A 20687-nucleotide genomic window follows, 5' to 3' on the forward strand; every position below is an offset into this window, starting at 1 on the left:
CTTGGGCGCAGCTAACGTAAAGATGTTAAATCGCTATCACGTCATTTTTTTGGCCCAGAGTATTATGGTAGGGACAGGAATACTATCATTGCCGCAAAAATTAAGTGCTATGGGTTATACCGAGTGGTTTATGCCCGTATTGTTCGGTATTATTGCTACCTTAACTCTTTGGCCCATGATTTGGCTTTGCTCGAAATACCCGAATGAACATCTATTTCGTATCAATGAAATTCTTTTCGGGAAAGTTTTAGGGAAAAGCCTTAATCTCTTGTTTGTCATTCAATTTATTATCTTTAGTGCAGGAATTATTAGCAACTATATGCATCTCATACAAAGTACAGCGTTACAAGAGCAAACCATCACTTTACCTGTGCTGTGTTTCTTACTGTTACTGATATATATTGTAAGTGGTGGTATCAAATCCATTGCTAGATTTTGCATGATGAGTTTTTTTATTACAATCGGCATGTTCTATTTTACACAGTGGGCTATTGAAAAAGGGGAGGTAAGTCATTTACTCCCTTTATTCAATTTTAGTGGGCTAGATTTCTTTAATGCATTTAAAGAAGGCTATTTATCAGTCCTTGGCTATGAATTAATTATGTTTTACTTTCCATATATTATCGATCAGAAAAAAGCCTTTCGTCATTCATTGATTGGTATTTGGATTAGTATTTTCCTTTGTTTTTTCACGACAGTAGTAAGCGTCATCTATTATTCTGAATGGCAGTTGAAAAACGTAGAGTTTTCCGTTTTGAATTTATTTAAAGCCGGCGAACTTACCTTCGTGGAACGAATCGATATTATCGGTATAACATTATGGGTATTTTTAATATTATCGACAGCCACAGCCTATGTATGGTGTGCTAAATTAGGCGTGGATACGCTGTTTAAAAAGAAAAATAGTTATCAATTATATGTGATTGCTGCTATCATTTTTTTGATTATTAGAATGCCATTTTCTCGAGAATTCCAAGAGAAACTTTTTACAGCAAGTAATTACATTGGTTATATGCTAATTATTTGGCCAATCTTCTTAAGCATGATCTATATAGTTCGAAAAAAGAAGGTGCAACAATGAATAGAAAGCTTCTACTAAGTATCACACTTGCGCTTTTATTGTTATTGGCTGGTTGTTCAAGAAAAGAGCTGAAGGTACCTTTAGAGGATATAGGGATGGTTGGAACAATGGCGTTTGATTATATTGATGAAGATCAAATGAAATTAACGGTCGCTATTCCTCAATATTCACCAGAGGCACAACAAAACACACAAATTTTTTCGGTGTCTACAGATCTTGTATCGAATGGCATCGTAGAAATCGAAAAGCTTTCGGATAAAAAAATTGTCTTTAACCAATTACGAGTTGTGTTGGTTAATGAAGATTTTGCACGAAAAGGTGAGATACAAAATGTCATTCAGCATCTATACAGAAATGCTGAGGTGGGCAATAAAGTCCTCATTGCTATTGTGAAGGACAAAGCAGAAGCCATTATAAAGGGAAATTACCCGGATAAACCAAACATTAATATTTACATTAATGATTTATTGGAACCCAGTATAAATACAGCATTTAATCCGAATACGAATATCCATGATTTTATGTATACAATAACGAATCCTGTGACGGATACGATTATTCCATATCTTGAAAAACGCGATGAGAAGATTGAAATTAAAGGTGTTGCTGTTTTTAAGGGGAACCATATGCATGAAGTGATTAAGCCAGAGGAGGCACTCATTGTTCAAGCATTACTAGGAAGAAAAAGTCTAGCACCTCTCCATTTAGATCTACATGAGGGATATGGGGAGGAAAAATTAATGATTGATTTAATTGAGAGCTCTATTAAAATGCAAAGTAATAAAAATATTGACTCACCTAAGCTCATCATTCACCTACAAATTAAAGGAACGTTAAGTGAATACAAAGGGGCGAGAGAATACGAGTTGAATACGATTGAAAGCATTAGTCGGTTAGAGAAGGATGTAAATAAGCAGCTAGAAGTGGATATTACCAAGTTTTTAGATAAACTAAAAAATATGGATGTCGATCCTAGTGGGTTAAGTGAAAAATTTAGAATGTACTATCATGGAAAGTGGACGACCAAAAAAACGAGGGAAGTCATAAGTAAATTACAAACAGAGGTACATGTTGAGACGTCAATTATTAGTACTGGTACATTAAAATAAACAGGACAATCCTTATGCTGAAGTGGATTGTCCTTTTCGTTTGTTTAAGATTTTCGCATAATAAAGCTTAAATGTCTGCCTGCCTGTTTGTCCTGACGATAGGAGAAGCCATCAGGGCTAAGGAATGTACAAGTGGCATCAACTTGGATTTGCTCAGATGGAATACCAGCAAGTTCACATTGTTTTTTCACCGTTTTTTGATTATCAATATGGTATTTATTCGTCTCGGTATTCAAATACATAAATTCCTCTGCATAACCAAGGCTGTGGAACTTCTCATACACATCAGCATCTACCTCAAATTTTTGCTGGCTTAATGCCATACCAATTTGAACGTGAAAATCCTCTGGTCGACATTGTTCTTCTTCCAACAGATGCTGGAACAGTTTAGGAGTAATTTCTTTAATAGTGCCCTGCCACCCTGAATGAATGACGCCCACTAAACCATTGGCCACATTATAAAAAATCACAGGAACGCAATCTGCCGTAAAACTACATAATAATAAATTAGGCTCAACTGTATAAAGAGCATCTGTGTTTTTCACAGCCGTATCCATTTGCACGGCGCCACGTCCTTTATCGGCTAAGGTCACTCGATGGAAGTTGGCACTATGTGTTTGTTCTGTACAAATAAAATCTTGTAGGTCGCAGTTCAATGCTGTTGCTAATTGTTGACGATTGTCAATGACATCATGGATATGATCGCAAACATGCAACGCCATATTATTATGCTCTAATTCCATCGTATCCTTTAAGGTAGTGCCAGCGATAAATTGATCATTATCTACATATATTTTTGATTTCATTCAATCACCCCGCTTTACTATATAGGATTCCACTACGAATGTATAGGTTCCATTCCCTTGAATATTTGTTACTACTTTCCCTTACTCTACTAGCAAACTTTTAGACATAATGAATAGATTTCTTCACATATAGTATGAGGAATCATATGTGGAGGGAGAGAGTAAAAAATGGCTCAACTAGATATTTTATTAATTTGCCAAATAGGCATGGGCCTTTTCTGGATTATTACATATATATTAGTTATTTACAAAGGGTGGAAGGATAAAAAATACGGCATGCCTATGGTTGCTATTTGTGCCAATATTGCATGGGAATTTATCTTTACTTTTCTTTACCCACAAAATGACCTTCAACGATTGATTACGCTCACTTGGCTCATATTAGATGTCGTTATACTGATGCAATTTTTACGTTTTGCACCACCAGAATATCGGAGAATCCTGTCTAAAAAATTATTATATGCCTCTTTTTTGGTCACTTTAATTTTCAGCATGTTAATGATTTTAGGGATTATTCATCAATTTCAGGATTTTGAAGGGAAGTACGCAGCGTTTATGCAAAACCTCATGATGTCAGGATTATTTATCGGTTTATTATTACGAAGAGGGAATTTAGATGGTCAATCCATGGGCATTGCTGTCTGTAAGATGATTGGAACATTGTTTGCTGCAGTTGGCTTTTATCTTTATTTCCGTACGCCGTTTATTACCATTATTTCTATAGCTACCTTTTTTTATGACTGTCTCTATATTCTATTAATTTACCAAATGAAGAGGAAATTAGTAGCGAAGTAGGGTTTCTTCAGTAAATATGGAAGACTAATTTAGTTGGTAATGTTTGTTAATGACAATTAGATTGCAACTTGATGACAAGGTGCATCATGATAAATGGTGTTAAATTGGGATTCGTAAATTTTTGTTGTTCATCTGTCATGTATTTGTAAAAATCCTTCCAAATATTTTGTGATGATTATTGCTCAAAAACTATTTACCATAATAGGAGAGCAAACAGGAAGGATGATAGACATGTTGAAAAAAGTAAAAAAAGCGGCACTTGCTTCAGTTATTGCAGCTTCATTATTAGTACCAGTGGGGGCAATGGCGGCTGAATCCTATACAGTCTCATCTGGTGACACTCTTTGGAAAATCGCATTGAAAACGGAATCAGGTGTACAAGAATTAATGGATGTAAACCCACAGCTTGCCAATCCAAATCAAATTTATCCTGGACAAAAAATAAATGTCCCTGTAAAGGAACAAGCAAGCGTTGAACAAGAAGTCATTAAACTGGTGAATGCGGAACGCGCCAAAGCAGGTCTCTCAGCATTACAAGACGACTGGGAGTTATCAAGAGTAGCTAAATACAAATCTCAAGATATGCATGATAAAAAATACTTTGACCATACAAGTCCAACGTATGGAACGCCATTTACGATGATGAAAAATTTCGGTATTTCATATCGATCAGCCGGTGAAAATATTGCCAAAGGTCAACGCTCTGCACAAGAAGTCGTTACAGCTTGGATGAACAGTGAAGGGCACCGTGCGAATATTCTCAACAAAACCTATACACATATCGGTATAGGTTATGTAGCAGATGGCAACTACTGGACGCAAATGTTTATACAAAAATAAAAGAAGAACTGCCCCAATCAGGTAAGACTGAGTTTGGGCAGTTTTTTTGGAATTTATTTAAATATATCCAGATCTTCTAAGAGCGGTAAATTATTATTTTGTACAACTATAAATAAATGAATCTTTATAGCAAAAGGCATCAGTGTGCCTTTTAGGAGCTTTAATGTTTTTTGAGGGCAATCGCCTTGGCTCGGGAGTTAACCCCTAGCTTACTATAAATTGTAGATAAATAAACACGAACAGTGCCTTCTGATAAATGCAGACGTTTAGCTATTTCACGATTAGTTATACCATCTACTAGCAAATCATAAATATCCTTTTCCCGTTGTGTCAGCATTGATGGAGCTTTGGCAGGAAATGCGGTCCCTTCTTTTAGGTAACTAAAATAAACTGTCGGTATGGATTCCCATCGTTGATGAAGCTGTTCGAAATAAATTTCTAATAGCGGCTCTAAATCCTTTTCATCTAAAAAGGATCGAACATAATAGAAGGGTGCTGCGAGTTCGAAAGCCTCGTGTAAAGATTCTAAGGCGAGTTCTTGGTGACCTAGACGGTATTGACAAATAGCTTCAAGAATTGTGGCTTCAATAATTGTAGCAATTTGCTCTTCCTGCTGACCTTTCATTTTTATCTGAATTAAGCTCGTTAAGGCTTCGTTCGGCTTTTCCTTCAATAATAGTAAACGGGCATGTACTAAGAGCCAGAATGGTTGCTTTGATTGGATAGACTGTAAGATCAACTCAGCCTGATGACTATCGCCTGCAATAATATGACAGTAGGCTTGCATAATTTGTATAGATGTACGCCAGTGCTTTTCCGTCACATCCTCTAATAGCTGGGTCAGCATAGCAACAGCTGAACTTATTTGATTTTGCTGGATATAGATTTTTGCTTTCAGGAGATACATGGGGATACATAATCCAGGATCTTGTAACTGATGGCCAAGCTTAAGTGCCATTTCGATTTCTTTATGGGTAAACGGTATTAGGTTGCGTTCATACAATGATTCGGCGGCAACACCATAGCTAAAAGCAGTTACATTAGCTGTTTGTAAAGACGTTTCTCGAAAAAGCTCACTTATGACTGTTCCTTGTTCCATTGTTTGAAGTTTTCCTTTTGAGCCAATGCTTGTTCGTAAAAGCTTATATTCAAAACTATTATAGGGAATAGGCACATGATCCCATCTAGAGGGGATATGTCCTTTGGCGAGCTGTTTTCTCATAATTTGTTCCACTAACTGTAAATCACCACCAGCGGCAACGATAGCAAAAGCCTTTGCACTTTCATAAATATAGGTCATGGCCGCATGCTCCTCTTGCTCCATCCATTGTTCAGTCAGCTGCCGCAATTCAAGTTCCTCCATAAGAGATGACGCTGCTTCAACTTCCGTGGTTGAAATCGATGTCAAAAAGCCAATGACTAGCATTTCATAAGAGACTTTATATTGGTCACGACGAAGCTGGTGCAACCACCGCATAAACGTTGCTGTTTGACCTGATAAAAAAAGCTGAACAAGATGATCGGTCATCCATGGCGTCGCTAGGTCATATTGTCCATGTTTAAGTGCTAATTCAATAGCAGAAATATAATCCCCTTGGTCATAAATGAATTGAGATGTTTCGAGAACAAGATTACGTATGTCCTGCTTCGAAAATTGTCTTGTTAATTCCATTTGCAATGCTTCCGCTAATAAATGATGGTAACGGAATATGGGCTGTTTGGATTGCAACCGAATGGTGAAAAGTCCTTTTGCTTCTAAATGTTCCAATTGTTCAAGACTATTTGTCTGTTTGGTCAATTGATCACAAATAGCAGGGTCCAGCTCCTGCAATAGGGAAGTGCGCAGCAAAAATTGTTGTGTTTCAGAAGGTAGATTATGAATAATTTCTTGCCATAAAAATTCTGAAATAAAGGGCTGTGCAGCTTCTTCCAAAGCTTCTATATCAGGGTCATGTGCAAAGCTAGTTAACAATAATCCGGCTACCCAACCTTCAGTTTTATCTAAAATAGCTTGCAACTGTTGGTGGTTGAGAGCAGGTAAATGTTTGCAGGAAAAAAATCGCTTCACCTCCTGTAACGTAAAGCGTAAATGTCCCGAATGGATTTCATGTATCCACTGCTTAACTCGCCACTTAGCTATTGGTAGTGCAGGGACGGAACGAGAGGACATATAGATATGTGCATGACTAGGTAAATATTCTACGAATTGTGTCATGAGTTGATGTATCACTGGATTTTCTATGACATGATAATCATCTAGTACAATCGAGATGGGCTGTTGGATGGCATTCATTTCTTCTAACAGAGAATAGATAAAAAATTCAAGTGTTGCAGGGTCCTGCGAGTTGAGTAGCGGTGCAAGAATCTGATCTATTTCACTTTTAGAAGACCTAGCAATAGCGTGTAAAATATATGTCCAGTAACGTATCGGATCATTATCAGCAGCATCTAGGGAAACCCATGCAGTGGTTTCTTTTTTATTTTTCAACCAGCTAGTTAGTATACTGGTTTTCCCATAACCCGCTGGAGCTCGTAAAATCGTTAATTTAACATGTATATGTTGATCGAATAAATCGAATAATTGAGTTCTTTCTATTAAAGTGGGTGAATGATGTGGCATTGTTATTTTAGAAGATAATAATGTTTGAGGCACCTTAATTTCCTCCTTTAGTTCAGAAAAGTTCCATAATTTTCATTGTACTAAACTATTATCATTTTTTCGTATGTTAATAGTCCTATCATTTCCATCTTTCATTGTTTTTTGGTGTCTAATGGTAGTGGACATTCAAAACTGAGGCCATCGTTCTTCCTCTTTTTCATGATCCATTTCAACATGGTACAAAGTCTATCTTACATCACCCAAAAAAACTAAAAGTGCTGGTATCTCATGTAAACAACTAATCTACACATTTCACACAAGTTCAAATAGGTAAATATACAAGAAACTCAATTTTGTGGGCATATAGTAGTCATATATGTCTGGGAGGTTGTTCAGTGTGGGAAAAGAACAAAGATTTTTTAAAATCAAGTTTAAATCAAATCCAGGTTGTCATTGCCATTGCTGCGGTTTTTGTTGCCCTTGTCGTTGTAAGCACCCATTTTTACCAGTACCACCAACTTGTAACTATCTCGTCTATGTAACAGACGCTGGACAGTTAGCAACTCCTGATAACAGAGTATCAGTAATCGATACAGCAACCAATACGATAGTCGCTACCATTCCAGTAGGAACGGCTCCACTAGAAATAGCGATTACACCAAATGGTGCGTTTGGTTATGTGCCAGCGCTCTTCTCCAATAATGTAACTGTATTTGATACAGCGACAAATACGGTAGTCGCTACGATTCCAGTTGGAAGTGAGCCTCTTGGTGTAGCGATTTCACCAAATGGAGCCCTTGCCTATGTTTCCAATCACGGATTAGGCGCTAACTCTGTATCCGTCATAGATACAGCGACAAATACCGTGACAGCAACAATTCCAGTAGGGCTTCAACCTCAAGGTATTGCTTTTACGCCGAATAGTGCGTTTGCTTACGTGGCAAACGAAAATTCAGGTAGTGTATCTGTTATAAATACAGCGACCAATATGGTGGTTGCTACTATCCCTGTTGGAATTCGCCCAAGATCAATTGTCTTCACATTAAATGGACAATTTGCTTATGTTACAAATGAAAATAGCGATAATGTATCTATCATTAATGTTGCAACCAATATAGTAGTTGGTACAATCCCTGTAGGAACAGGACCTGTAGGATCAGCCATTACACCTGATGGAACACTTTTGTATATCGTCAACAAAGGTAGTGATACCGTATCTGTCATCAGTACAACGACAAATATGGTGATAGCAACAATCCCTGTTGGTTCTTCACCTGACCAAGTAACGATCTTACCAAATGGCACTTTTGCATATGTCACAAATCAAACGGACAATACAGTGTATGTCATAGATATAGCAACCAATATGGTAGTGGATGTAATCCCAGGGTTTAATGGACCGACTGGTATAGATACAGGGGTAATTTGTCTATAGCCTGTAATAAAGACAAGTTAATTTCATCCACCAATGTTCTGGTAGCTCAAAGGTTTCAACAAAATACTCGTAGTACTCAAATACTTTGCAAAGAAAAAAATAGTAAGATACGTTCTGTCAATTGTGCATGATTAAAGAGCAAAATATTGGGGTAGCAGTCGTTTACTTCTAACTTGTCTTAGTGCCAGGCTATCCCTGCGATACATAAGAAAAAGCCTACCTTATTAACTGTGATCGTCAAGAGTAAGCAGATCCGGAAGTTTCATTTTGTCAGGCAAACAAATAAATATCTACAAAAACCACACACTATAAGCAATTTATGAATAAGATGTCTCTGTAGTATGACCATAGAGGTAGGTGTATATGTTGAAAAGGAAGTTAGTTTCCGCATTTTGTGTTTTATGTATGGTGGGACTAGTAGGTTGTCAAAAAAATTTAAACAACGACCAAAGTCTAGAGCAAGAAAATCAACCATTAAAACAGCCAGTCGAAGAAATGAAAAAGCCAGTTACCTATGAGCAAGTTCCACAAAATGGGCCGGCTCTTGTGGAGATTGTAGATCCGAAAACAAAGAAGATTATTGAAACCATTTCACCAAAGGATAGTGGCTATGAGACAAATTTGCAAGCCTATCAGCAGCATATCGAGCAGTTAGCAAAGGAATTAGCAAGAGGGATGGATGAAATGGAGGGCTATGACCAGCGAATGATGCTTGATCGATTGGATGAAGAAGGAAAAGTAATCAAGGGAAGGCCGCAAATGATTTTAAAAGAAAGTGAATTAGTAGAGAGAATACTGGATGCCTCTGCGACTGGTGGTCAAGTGGAGATACCTCTTTATTTGACGCAAAGTGGATATTCATTTGAGGACATTCCTTATTTAGAGGAGGTCGTTGTAGCATCCTATACGACGTATTTTAATAGCGCTGATTTGGGAAGAAATAAAAATATTGAGCTTTCTGCCAAGGCTATTAATAATGTCATCGTGGGTAGTGGTGACCATTTTTCATTTAATACGATGGTTGGACCTCGAGATGAGGCAAATGGCTATCAGCCTGCACCAGAAATTATTAATAAGAAAGTGGTAATGGGGATTGGTGGGGGTATTTGTCAAACTTCCTCGACCCTCTTTAATGCAGTGGATCAGCTACAAGTCAAGTATGTAGAACGTCACCATCATTCTCTGGATATTGGATATGTGCCAAAGGGAAGGGATGCGACGGTTGCCTATGGAAGCTTGGATTTTAGGTTTCAGAACACTAGTGATGTTCCATTTGTAATTCAAACTACCTATGGAAAAGATTTTTTGACAATCGACATACGAACTGCTGAAAAATATGTAGAAATATTGACAAAGGGTTAATGCGACGAAAAGACACCATAGGACGTTGGTGTCTTTTTATAAGTGTCATGATATAGTTAAAATTGAATAGTTAGTAAATATTTGGGGGGGACAGACAATGCATCCAAAACTAATGGCCGTCATAGAGACGATGGATTTATATCAGGCAACATACCCAGAAGATGCTTGTGTCATAGTGGCAGACACTGAAAAAGTACTTGCCTATAAACCGGGGAAGCATGTTGACTTAAAAGTAGGTGTAGGTGAGCCAGTACATAAATATCGAGGAACAGCAACAGAAATCGCGTTGAGTTCAGGTCGATTCGTTAAAGAGGAACGAGGAGCAGAGGGGTTTGGTATGGCCTATATCGCCTCGGCACAGCCTATTTTTGATGGAGGTCAAATTATAGGTGTAGTAAGTGCCATCATTTCTAATGAAAAAATGGATCATATGCGTCTATTGGCGACGGATCTTTCGAGTGCGGTAGAAGAAATGACTGCCACAAATGAAGGATTAGCTACTGCCAGTATAGATGTTTCCAATCGTTTAGGGGCACTATCAAATTTCTCCGAATCAATGGCAGGTGATATTGAACAAATTAATGTAATTGTTCAATTAGTAAAAGACTTAGCGATGAAATCTAAAATTCTTGGCTTGAATGCATCGATTGAAGCGGCACGTTCGGGGGAGCATGGTCGTGGTTTTGCAGTTGTCGCATCTGAAATACAAAAAATGTCCCAGAGCAGTACAGAAAGTGCAAATAGTATTACGAAACAATTAGAAAGCATTAAACAATCGATTGATCAAGTGAATGCTTCTGCTAATCAAGTGGCTGCCTTTACCCAGCAATTTGCCACGAGTATGTATGAATTAAGCGATGCGTATAAAGGAGTAAATCATACTGCTGAAAAGTTAATGCATATTAGCGAAATCAAAGCTTAAACATATAAAGGATAATAGCCAGTAAAGGGCTATTATCCTTCTACTAAATAATCTCTAAAATCTCCTCAGGTATCGTTACCTTGTATTCGGGCTCTTCATTTTGTATAACTTCAATTGCATCATAGCCCCATTCCACCCAAATAATAGGTACTCCAGCTTTTTTACATGCTACAATATCCCTCTGTTCATCCCCTATATATACCACTTCAGTTGCTGAAACATTCGATTCTTTTAAAAACTTCTTCATGACTTTATCCTTGCCAAAAATACGATTGGAGCAAAGGACATCTGCAACACAGTGAATGCCATTCATTTTGAGAAACTCTAAAATATTGTCCTTCGAATTGGAAGAGATAATTAAAATCTTATACCCTCTTTTATCAATTTCGAGCAAAACTTCCTTCATCCCTTCAAAAAGATGAACATCGTTTAATGATTGGCGATATAATTTGTAAAATTGCGGTAAAATCATAGGTAATTTATACATGGGGAAGTCAAATAATTTACTACGTTCTGAAATCGATAATTTTTTTAATGTATCAATTTCCTTCAATTCAATTCCTTTAAATTTATATTTTTGTGCTAACGTATTCCATGCTGATGCAAACACGGCGGTCGAATCCGCAAGCGTTCCATCAAAATCAAAAATTATATGCTTCATGGCAAACTTTCTCCTTTATCATCTAGTTGTATAGACGTTTTATGCAAAAAAATGTTACATGGAATGGGCAATTGATTGGGTCATGAAACAGGGAATAACAATCAAAATAAAAGGTCTGTAATCATCATATGGTAAATATTATCAGAAAATGCGGCGTTTGCAACGGAAATCATGTAACAAAAGAAGGTGTCACAAAAATCAATTGAGACACCTAATACGCTATATAACGAAAATAACAGTGTTTCATTTTAGTCCTATTCAATTTGCAAGCCGTTTTTTGTGTGTTGTACGATTTTAAATCTGAAATTTGGATATTTTACTATTCCGCTGTTTGTGAGACGAAATAAAATGAAGAGTCTTAAAGGTGAAAGCTGTGACTAATTAACGTTCAAGACAGGTTCTAACTATAGTTAGAAGGTATATTTTTTGTATTTTTTCATTGCTGTAACGTGTGCGTCAATTGATATCCGATTTCTTTAAAGCATTTGGTCATTTCAAATTTGGAATGTTTTTTTAGCTATATCTCTGATACTAAAGTAGTAACATAGTTTGTATCATTCATACTACTAATGCAGGATGATATGTTTGGGCTGAAAGCTATTGAAAAAATGATAGGAATTGGACCGGAATTAATGGGGGAGCGTATTTCCAGCACCTATCACGCTAAGGTGATAGGTCTGGTATCTATGCGAGTGTTATTCTATTTTTTTTCTCGTGTTTTAACTAAATAATAAGCATTGACGGAGGAAGCGATAGGAATAATGAGGGCAATGCCGATGCCTGCGCAAAAAATCGTCATCATTTCCGCACTAAAGACTTTGGAATTGACGATTTCGCCAATCGAATAAGAGAGATCCTTAAACCATATCAATAAACTTAAATAGCCACCAAAGAAAGCAAAAAATAAAGTATTTGTATCGGTTCCTAAAATGTCTCTTCCAATACTTATTCCAGATGTAAAAAGTGTCTTTCTACTGATCGAAGGATTGCGATAAAAGATCTCATGCATAGAGGTAGCAATGGAAATGGCAACATCCATAATGGCACCTATCGTACTCATAATAATGACCGATGCACCAATCTGCACGAAATTAACACCGATATAGAGAGAAAAGATACTTAATTCTTCCGTTGATTCTTCCCCAAATCCTTGAATCATGGCCTTTTTCGTTATAAACGTAATAAAAAGCAATAAAACAACAATCGTTACCATTGTAGAAATAAACGCTGTAATGGTTTTACTATTCGTTTTATTAATATAAAACAAACTAATGCAACTGATAACAGTGCACGCAATAAACGTCAGGACAATAGGGCTATTTTTAGGGTCTGTCATAAGAAAAATAGTCACAAATAGCACGCCGAAATTTAAAAATAAGGAAAGAAACGAGCGTAGTCCTTGCTTTCCTCCAATTACCACCATTAATATACATAAAATTCCTGCCAATACAACGATAACATTCATTCCTTCACCCGCTTTCGATTAATGAAAAAAATAGCGGTGTATTGACTAATCGGTATGGTGAGGACGACTCCAATACCTCCTGCAAGTGCACGAGCTAGCTCTAATGAAAGATTCAAGGATAGTGTTAGTCCTAATGTTGAAGAATTTTTCAAATAGAGTATGACCATTGGTATGGAGCCACAAATATACGCGAAAAATAAAATGCTTGTAATGGTACCCATAATGTCTTTTCCAATTTCTTGTCCAGATGCCTTCAAAGCTTGTAAAGAAATACGAGAATCCTGTTCGTATAGGGCGAAAATAGAAGAGGACATCGTAATGGCAACATCCATAACAGCCCCAAGTGAACCGATAAATAAACCAGCCATAAAGACAGTTCGGTAGGGACGTGTTAAAAATTGCATTTCCTCATAGCGTAGACCATTTTCCCCCGTCAACCACATCACAGCAGTGCTAATTATGAGGGCTATCATTGTCCCTAAAAGTGTAGATATAATGGCTGCATATGTTTTCGTATTCAAACCACTAATCAGTAACAAGGAAATGACGGTAAATAATAGGACACAAACCCCACTTATGAATAATAAATTGAGGCTGCCATGCTTTACGTAAAGGTCTAATGCCAATGTTAAAATGCAGGCATTTACGACTAAGCTAATAATGGCAAATAAACCTTGTCTCTTACCGATGATGAGTAGTACAAGGATAAAAATCCAAGCGATCATCATAATTGTTTGATCTCGTTTCAAATCGAGAATGGTGCCCGTTAACTCTGATTGTTTTGAATGTGCATCTATAGCGACAAAGATTTCATTGCCAACATTGTATTCCTGATCAAAGGCTCCAGATGAAGAATAGTCATTCGTCAAATCAATCGTTTTTCCTTTGTGCTGCCCATTTTTAAGTACGGCTTTAATTTGCTGTGTATACAACATATCTTCATTCTCATACATATCTGTTATTGGTTCAGATTCTGTTACTTTGACTTTCAGAATTTCTGCAATAGGTCGATCATAAAATTGTTCATTATGGTGAACGAAAAAAATGGATAGGGCACAGCCAAGTAATAACAAGGCATAGAAAATACGTTGTTTATAAGTTATTTTTTTAAAATAGTGCAATGGAATGACCTCCAAATTAGTGGACTAAATAGTCACTTGTACAGGAACGATTTTAAGAATAGTAAGTTCCAATATATTCTCTAGTTTAACGATAGGAATGATAGATTCCAAGGCATTTATGCTATAAAAAAGCGGCAGGATATTTGTATTCTAGAAAAAAATATGATAGATTATTTAATACTATAAATTCGAAGGGAGGGCGAAGTAATGGAAACTGTTTGTGCGAAAGGTTTAACCGAAGTAGAGGTAAAATCTTACAATCTTTGTGGGGATTTGCTGGCTAAGGGAGAAGTATGCCCTTTTTTAAGCAAATTTCATATCGATGCAGGTTCCGGTTGCTTTTTGCCTTCTTTATTTCTTACTGATTGACATCCAATTAAATGGGATGTATAGATTGCTAGACGCCGGTTCGTAACGGCGCTTTTTTTGTTTAATTATAAAATTTAACATGCCCTTTTTCTCATAGGGATGTTTGTAAGGTGCCGTTTTATGACGGCGCCTTTTTTGTGTTTGTTTGAAAGGAGTGAAAAGTGATGTGTAACCTTATATGTCCATTTATTTCTTGAGCAATTCGCTTAGTAGTAATGGATAAAATAAATAAGGAGATTGAAAAAATGATACTTCAATTAAATGGAATTAGTAAGAGCTACTTGGGAGATCCGATTCTTTCAAAGATAACCATGAAAATGGAACGTGGCGATCGGATTGGACTTATAGGTGTAAATGGGGCAGGAAAATCAACGCTACTAAAGATCATTACAGGGGATCTTCCCTATGATGAAGGCGACATTTTTATAGGCAAGGGAATGAAGCTAGGTTATTTGCGACAAGATAGTGGGTTACAGCCAGAACATACGATTTGGACTGAAATGCTTGGGGCATTTACTGAGCTTCAAGAGGCTGAAAAGGAACTTCGAGAGCTGGAAATGCAGATGGGTGAGCCTTCCTGCATCAATAACCCCGAAAAGCTGGAACAGGTAATGAAGATATATGCCAGCAAATCAGATTGGTTTTCACAGCAAGGTGGCTATGATGTCGAGGCAAAAATAAATAGTATGTTAAATGGAATGGGCTTTGGTAGCATCCCGACAAACACTCTTATCGAATCATTAAGTGGTGGACAGAAAACTAGACTGGCACTTGCTAAAATTTTACTAGAGCAGCCGGATTTATTGCTGTTAGATGAACCGACTAACCATTTGGATTTTGCGACTTTAAACTGGCTTGAAAGCTATTTACGTGGCTATCAGGGTGCTATTATTGTTATTTCGCACGATCGTTATTTTTTAGATGCCCTTGTCAATGAAATTTATGAGATTGAACGCACCCATGGAACAACATACAGCGGTAACTATTCTAAGTATGTGGAAAGCAAGGTGAAAAATCGCGAATTAATGGAAAAGAAATATACGATGCAACAGCAGCAAATCGCCAAAATGGAGGATTATATTGAGCGGAATATTACGATGGCTACTTCCTCGAAAAGCGCTAAGAACAAAAGGAAGCAGCTCGAACGAATAGATCGTCTTGAAAAGCCTCAGAAGGATCTAAAACACGCACAAATGACATTTGCTACAGATAAGAGATCTCATAAAGAAGTGTTGAAGGTAAAAGATGTAGTGCTCTCCTATCAGCTAGAAGATAGCAAGAAAATATTATTGCAAGATATTGAGTTTTCCTTGGATAGAGGAGATCGGGTCGCATTAGTAGGTCCAAATGGTGTTGGGAAATCAACGCTTTTGAAGGCGTTATTACATGAATTGTCTCCGGACCGTGGCGTTATCGCATGGGGAAATGGTGTGACAATCGGCTATTATGATCAAGAGCAAGAGACATTACATCCTAATAATACGGTATTACAAGAGGTTTGGAGTACTTTCCCTTCGATGGAAGAGGCAAGAATACGGTCAGTACTCGGTAATTTTTTATTTACGAAAGAGGATGTTTTTAAAAAGATAGCCTCCCTTAGCGGCGGGGAAAAAGCGCGTGTAGCGTTAGCAAAGCTTATTTTGCAAAAAGCCAATGTGCTTATTATGGATGAGCCGACCAATCATCTTGATTTATTTAGCAAGGAAGTTTTGGAGGAGGCGCTATTGCAATTTGACGGCACCTTATTATGCATTTCTCATGATCGTTATTTCCTTAATAAGCTAGCAAATAAATTGCTTGAATTATCACCAACTGGGATGACGGCCTTTTCGGGAAATTATGATGATTATGTTCAAAAAATAAGCCATTAAAGGATTTAGGGGCTACCTATATAGCAAGAGGTGGCCCCTTTTTTAAAAATTACAGACAGAAGTATAGATAATATAATTAAATAGTGTTATCGTAAGAACTAGCTAAATAAAATGATCCTTCGGGGTAGGGTGAAATTCCCAATCGGCGGTGATGAAGTAATTCAAAGTCCGTGAGCGCAAGCTGATTTGGTGCAAATCCAAAACCGACAGTAACAGTCTGGATGGGAGAAGGGTATAAGTGCGAGCTTTTTAAATTCAATGTAATTTAGAAGGTCTATTTGACTATGCATTTATGACACGACTTCCCGCAAGTATGTTGGGAAGTTTTTTTATTTAGCCAATCAATTGAATAGAAGATGTTCTTCGGGGTAGGGTGAAATTCCCAATCGGCGGTGATGAAGCAATTCAAAGTCCGTGAGCGCAAGCTGATTTGGTGCAAATCCAAAACCGACAGTGATAGTCTGGATGGGAGAAGAACAAATAAGATACTAGTCTATGGAAAAAATGTATATCCAAATAGGCTTATTTATTGATGTCTTATACTCCCAAAACCCCTTTGTCAAAGGGGTTTTTCTTTTTATATGAGCTTTAAGAAGGGAGACGGGTAGAAGCTCAAGAGTGGTGGATAGAAACCCAAAAGTGACGGATAGAAGCTCAAGAGTGACGGATAGAAACCCAAAAGCCACGGATAGAAGCTACGTAAGATCAGTGTGAAAGCAGGTGAAGAAATGTTTACAGGTATTGTGGAGGATATTGGCACTATTAAAGCCTTGCAAATCAATAAGAACAGTATGAAAATTACGGTTCAATCATCGAAAGTTGCTGAAGATGTGGGGTTAGGGGATAGTATAGCGGTCAATGGTGTTTGTTTAACGGTTACTCATTTTACGAATCGAGAGCTTACGATGGATGTTATGCCTGAAACCGTCAAAGCTACAAATTTACATCAGCTGACAATAGGGGATCCGGTTAATTTGGAGCGTGCGATGCCTGCTAATGGGCGATTTGGGGGTCACTTTGTTGCTGGTCATGTCGATGGTGTTGGGAAGATTTTACGAAAACGTCCGGTGGCCAACGCGGTTTATATTGATATCGAATTGTCTGAGGAACTAACAAGTTTCTGTATTCCGAAGGGCTCCGTAACGATTGATGGCACAAGCTTAACAATCTTTCATGTTGAAACGAAGCAGGTCACGATTTCACTGATTCCTCATACTTACAAGGAAACGATTTTAGGTATGAAAAAAGTAGGCGCTTTCGTCAATATTGAAACAGATTTAGTCGGTAAATATATTTTAAACGAATTGAAAAATGAGCAAGGCAAGTCAATGATTACAAGAGATTATTTAGCACGACATGGTTTTTAAAATCACATAATGAGGAGATGAAAAATAGTGCTACATGCAATTGAAGATGCCATAGAGGATTTAAAGCAAGGGAAAATAATCATCGTAGTGGATGATGAGGATCGGGAAAATGAGGGGGATCTTCTAGCGCTTGCTGAATTTATTACTCCGGAAACGATCAACTTTATGGCGACTTATGGAAAAGGTCTAATTTGTACGCCGATTTCGCAGAAGCTAGCACATCAGTTAGATCTGCACCCAATGGTTCAGCACAATACGGATAACCATCAAACAGCATTTACCGTAAGTATCGATCATATGGACACAACAACGGGGATTAGTGCCTTTGAGCGGGCATTCACCATACAAAAGATGTTGGGATCTCAGGCGAAAAAAACTGATTTTCGTCGACCAGGACACATTTTTCCACTAATCGCAAAGGATAATGGTGTCTTAGAGCGAAGGGGCCATACGGAGGCGAGCATTGATTTAGCTAAGCTTTGTCACAGTATTCCTGCTGGAGTGATTTGTGAAATTATGGGGGACGATGGTCACATGATGCGCTTTGATGAATTGACAAAGTATGCAGCACATCATGGATTAAAAATGATTTCCATTGAGGCGTTAGCCACTTATCGCAGTCAATCATTTACAACAAACTAATAACGAGGGAGATTTTAAAAAATGGGTCAAACATTTGAAGCACAATTAATTGGGACGGATTTAAAAATTGCGGTAGTCGTAGGTCGATTCAATGAGTTTATTACAAGCAAATTATTAGATGGTGCAATGGATGGATTAAAAAGACACGGTGTAGATGAAGCATCTATTGATGTTGCATGGGTGCCAGGAGCTTTTGAAGTGCCTTTTATTGCGAAACAATTAGCAGAGACAAAGAAATATGATGCCATTATTGGTTTAGGGACTGTTATTCGTGGTTCTACAACACATTATGATTATGTGTGTAATGAGTCGGCAAAAGGAATTGCGAATGTATCCTTAACGACCAATGTACCAGTTATTTTCGGTATTGTTACAACAGAAAATATTGAACAGGCGATTGAGCGTGCGGGAACAAAATCAGGTAATAAAGGCTATGATTCCGCGATATCGGCAATTGAGATGGCTAATCTACAAAAAATGATTGGCTAAGAACATTCTGAATAGGTTATCACAGTATTTGTTTCTTGAATAATTTTTATGTCCATGGGAAAAATATGCCTAAGTATATTTATTACATGTCGTAGTTTTCATAAATGTACTAAATTTGAGCAGGCTCAGTAGGAGATGAGAAGTATTTCAATGGAACAAATGATGAATTTGAAAATGTTGAAATCACTATTTCAACGCTCTGCTGATATAATATTCCAACAGTATAAATTTCAGCAACATACAGTCCATATGATAACCTGTGATGCTATGATAGACGAAGAACTCCTTCAAACGGTTGTGGTCGAACGTGTTCAATCCTTATTTAACTGTGGTTCTGATGAAACGTTAGAGGAGCTAATTGAACAGCATCTTCATGTGCCCTATTTACAAAAGGTCACTAAGAAAGAGGATATGATTACAAGAGTCTACAAAGGCCATGTCTTATTATATTTTGAGGAAGATCATTTGATTTATTCCAGTGATATTTCAAATAGACCTAATCGTGAGCCGGGGGAAACAACGCTTGAGTTAGTTGTAAAAGGACCAAGAGATGATTTTATTGAAGATGTATTTATTAATATAGCTTTATTACGAAAACGTTTACCTACGAATTCATTTAGTGTAGAAACATTAGAAATCGGTCAACGCTCTAAAACAACGGTAGCCGTTTTATATATGGAAGACATTGTGAATTTAAATATGCTAGAACAAATCCGATTACAATTACAAAAAATTGATACAGATATTGTCGTCAATGGTGATTTACTGATGGAGGCAATCGAACAGACGGCTAAAGTTCTACCTAGACATGATTATACGGGAAGACCAGATTTTGCTCTTCAAGCATTAATGAGAGGAAGAATACTAATAATGATCGATGGCGTTTCCTATGCCATGATTATTCCCGCCAATATTATGCTGCTCTTTAAAACATCTGAGGACAATGAATATCCGGTCATTGTCAGTTCAATGGAACGGGTGCTCCGAATTTTTGGGATACTGATTAGTATGTTACTTCCTGGTTTTTGGCTAGCCGTAACGACGTATCATCAAGAGCAGCTCCCCTATCTTCTACTTGCGACAGTGGTTGAATCAAGAACGGGGTTACCGTTTCCAACGATACTTGAAATCATGATGATGCTATTTATGTTTGAAATGTTCCGCGAGGCCAACTTACGCTTGCCTAGTGCCATCAGTGGCTCGATCAGTGTTGTTGGAGGGTTAATCATTGGAGATGCTGCAATTAAAGCTGGCGTGACAAGCCCTTCGATGATTGTTATCATTGCGATTTCAAGCATTGCTGCATTTACACTCGTCAATCAAGCCTTTGTAACAGCAATGAGTATTTTTCGATTAATTATCATTTTATTTTCAGCCTTTTTGGGTCTGTTTGGATTTTTTATTTCGGTCTTTTTCATTATTATCTATGCAGCAAATATGCGTGTACTCGGTGTGCCCTATATTAATTTTAATGCAGATTTTGAACAGGGTAATATTGGAAAATCCTTACTGCGTTTATCGCCGAAGGGCTATAGTCTAAGACCGTCCTTCCTAAAACCACAGGACCGGACACGAACGGCAAATATTAAATCAAAAAAAGATCAGGGGGTATGACCGTTACCTGACATCAGACTATAGACAAGCTCAAAAAAATTGGAGTTTGCCTATAGTCTTTTTTTATAATTAATTCCACTACGGGAGATGAGCTGTTTCTAATCCACTTTTAAGAACTCCGTAGTGCTGAACGTCTATT

General features: G+C 37.4%; 17 protein-coding genes, 1 pseudogene and 2 riboswitches. Of the genes and pseudogenes, 13 read left to right on the forward strand and 5 right to left on the reverse strand.

Going from position 1 to position 20687, the window contains the following annotated elements; genetic code table 11:
- Nucleotide 1 precedes the first annotated feature (1 nt).
- Both AC1Q6O_RS05915 and AC1Q6O_RS05920 read left to right on the forward strand, forming a co-directional pair.
- Complete coding sequence (locus tag AC1Q6O_RS05915) at nt 2-1081, forward strand: GerAB/ArcD/ProY family transporter (protein ID WP_237068757.1); 1080 nt, start codon at nt 2-4, stop codon at nt 1079-1081.
- On the forward strand, nt 1078-2190 hold the full coding sequence (locus tag AC1Q6O_RS05920; RefSeq protein ID WP_342532397.1) for a Ger(x)C family spore germination protein: 1113 nt from the start codon (nt 1078-1080) through the stop codon (nt 2188-2190). Before AC1Q6O_RS05915 ends, AC1Q6O_RS05920 begins: the two co-directional genes overlap by 4 nt.
- A 44-nt stretch (nt 2191-2234) precedes the next feature.
- On the opposite strand, the gene pgeF is transcribed toward AC1Q6O_RS05920, so the two are convergent.
- Nucleotides 2235-2996: a peptidoglycan editing factor PgeF gene (pgeF, locus tag AC1Q6O_RS05925; protein WP_008176588.1), complete on the reverse strand. Its 762-nt coding sequence runs from the start codon at nt 2994-2996 to the stop codon at nt 2235-2237.
- A 168-nt stretch (nt 2997-3164) separates the two neighbouring features.
- On the opposite strand from pgeF, the gene AC1Q6O_RS05930 reads away from it, so the two are divergent.
- Complete coding sequence (locus tag AC1Q6O_RS05930; protein ID WP_008176587.1) at nt 3165-3791, forward strand: transmembrane-type terpene cyclase; 627 nt, start codon at nt 3165-3167, stop codon at nt 3789-3791.
- A gap of 231 nt (nt 3792-4022) precedes the next feature.
- Nucleotides 4023-4631 carry a CAP domain-containing protein gene (locus AC1Q6O_RS05935; protein WP_043990164.1) on the forward strand — a complete coding sequence of 203 codons (609 nt, stop codon included), beginning with the start codon at nt 4023-4025 and terminating at the stop codon, nt 4629-4631.
- A gap of 160 nt (nt 4632-4791) precedes the next feature.
- Here AC1Q6O_RS05935 and AC1Q6O_RS05940 read toward each other — a convergent pair whose 3' ends face one another.
- Nucleotides 4792-7284, reverse strand: a complete 2493-nt coding sequence (locus AC1Q6O_RS05940) for a winged helix-turn-helix domain-containing protein (RefSeq protein ID WP_342550875.1) — start codon at nt 7282-7284, stop codon at nt 4792-4794.
- A gap of 442 nt (nt 7285-7726) precedes the next feature.
- On the opposite strand from AC1Q6O_RS05940, the pseudogene AC1Q6O_RS05945 reads away from it, so the two are divergent.
- The 3 genes and pseudogenes from AC1Q6O_RS05945 to AC1Q6O_RS05955 form a co-directional block, all read left to right on the forward strand.
- Nucleotides 7727-8665 (forward strand): annotated as a pseudogene (locus AC1Q6O_RS05945) (beta-propeller fold lactonase family protein); the annotation flags it as partial.
- Nucleotides 8666-9070: 405 nt separating this feature from the next.
- On the forward strand, nt 9071-10027 hold the full coding sequence (locus AC1Q6O_RS05950; protein WP_171365175.1) for a VanW family protein: 957 nt from the start codon (nt 9071-9073) through the stop codon (nt 10025-10027).
- A gap of 97 nt (nt 10028-10124) precedes the next feature.
- Nucleotides 10125-10949 (forward strand): methyl-accepting chemotaxis protein, encoded by an 825-nt coding sequence (locus AC1Q6O_RS05955; RefSeq protein WP_008176582.1) that lies wholly within the window; start codon nt 10125-10127, stop codon nt 10947-10949.
- 43 nt (nt 10950-10992) lie between these two features.
- Here AC1Q6O_RS05955 and AC1Q6O_RS05960 read toward each other — a convergent pair whose 3' ends face one another.
- The 3 genes from AC1Q6O_RS05960 to AC1Q6O_RS05970 form a co-directional block, all read right to left on the reverse strand.
- A complete protein-coding gene (locus AC1Q6O_RS05960; RefSeq protein ID WP_492401004.1) occupies nt 10993-11610 on the reverse strand; it encodes an HAD-IA family hydrolase in 618 nt (205 codons plus the stop codon).
- Nucleotides 11611-12310: 700 nt separating this feature from the next.
- Complete coding sequence (locus tag AC1Q6O_RS05965) at nt 12311-13075, reverse strand: YibE/F family protein (protein ID WP_090001330.1); 765 nt, start codon at nt 13073-13075, stop codon at nt 12311-12313.
- A complete protein-coding gene (locus tag AC1Q6O_RS05970; RefSeq protein ID WP_089986562.1) occupies nt 13072-14196 on the reverse strand; it encodes a YibE/F family protein in 1125 nt (374 codons plus the stop codon). Before AC1Q6O_RS05970 ends, AC1Q6O_RS05965 begins: the two co-directional genes overlap by 4 nt.
- Nucleotides 14197-14403: 207 nt before the next feature.
- Here AC1Q6O_RS05970 and AC1Q6O_RS05975 point away from each other — a divergent pair, with 207 nt between their 5' ends.
- The 6 genes from AC1Q6O_RS05975 to AC1Q6O_RS06000 all read left to right on the forward strand — a co-directional run bounded on the left by AC1Q6O_RS05975 (nt 14404) and on the right by AC1Q6O_RS06000 (nt 20548).
- Nucleotides 14404-14565, forward strand: coding sequence for a hypothetical protein (locus AC1Q6O_RS05975; protein WP_008176578.1), 162 nt, complete (start codon nt 14404-14406; stop codon nt 14563-14565).
- 245 nt (nt 14566-14810) lie between these two features.
- Nucleotides 14811-16436, forward strand: a complete 1626-nt coding sequence (locus AC1Q6O_RS05980; RefSeq protein ID WP_237068758.1) for an ABC-F family ATP-binding cassette domain-containing protein — start codon at nt 14811-14813, stop codon at nt 16434-16436.
- Between the two features lie 111 nt (nt 16437-16547).
- Nucleotides 16548-16673: riboswitch (FMN riboswitch) on the forward strand.
- A 118-nt stretch (nt 16674-16791) separates the two neighbouring features.
- A riboswitch (FMN riboswitch) is annotated at nt 16792-16917 on the forward strand.
- Between the two features lie 247 nt (nt 16918-17164).
- The gene (ribE, locus tag AC1Q6O_RS05985) at nt 17165-17803 is read left to right on the forward strand and encodes a riboflavin synthase (protein ID WP_089986560.1); all 639 of its coding nucleotides are present in this window, start codon (nt 17165-17167) and stop codon (nt 17801-17803) included.
- Nucleotides 17804-17830: 27 nt separating this feature from the next.
- Nucleotides 17831-18445: a 3,4-dihydroxy-2-butanone-4-phosphate synthase gene (ribB, locus tag AC1Q6O_RS05990; RefSeq protein WP_492401005.1), complete on the forward strand. Its 615-nt coding sequence runs from the start codon at nt 17831-17833 to the stop codon at nt 18443-18445.
- A 21-nt stretch (nt 18446-18466) separates the two neighbouring features.
- A complete protein-coding gene (gene ribH, locus AC1Q6O_RS05995; protein WP_008176574.1) occupies nt 18467-18934 on the forward strand; it encodes a 6,7-dimethyl-8-ribityllumazine synthase in 468 nt (155 codons plus the stop codon).
- 150 nt (nt 18935-19084) lie between these two features.
- Nucleotides 19085-20548 (forward strand): spore germination protein, encoded by a 1464-nt coding sequence (locus AC1Q6O_RS06000; RefSeq protein ID WP_089986559.1) that lies wholly within the window; start codon nt 19085-19087, stop codon nt 20546-20548.
- The last annotated feature ends 139 nt before the right edge of the window (nt 20549-20687 follow it).

Source organism: Lysinibacillus sp. GW823-FHT06C08 (genome assembly GCF_058795135.1).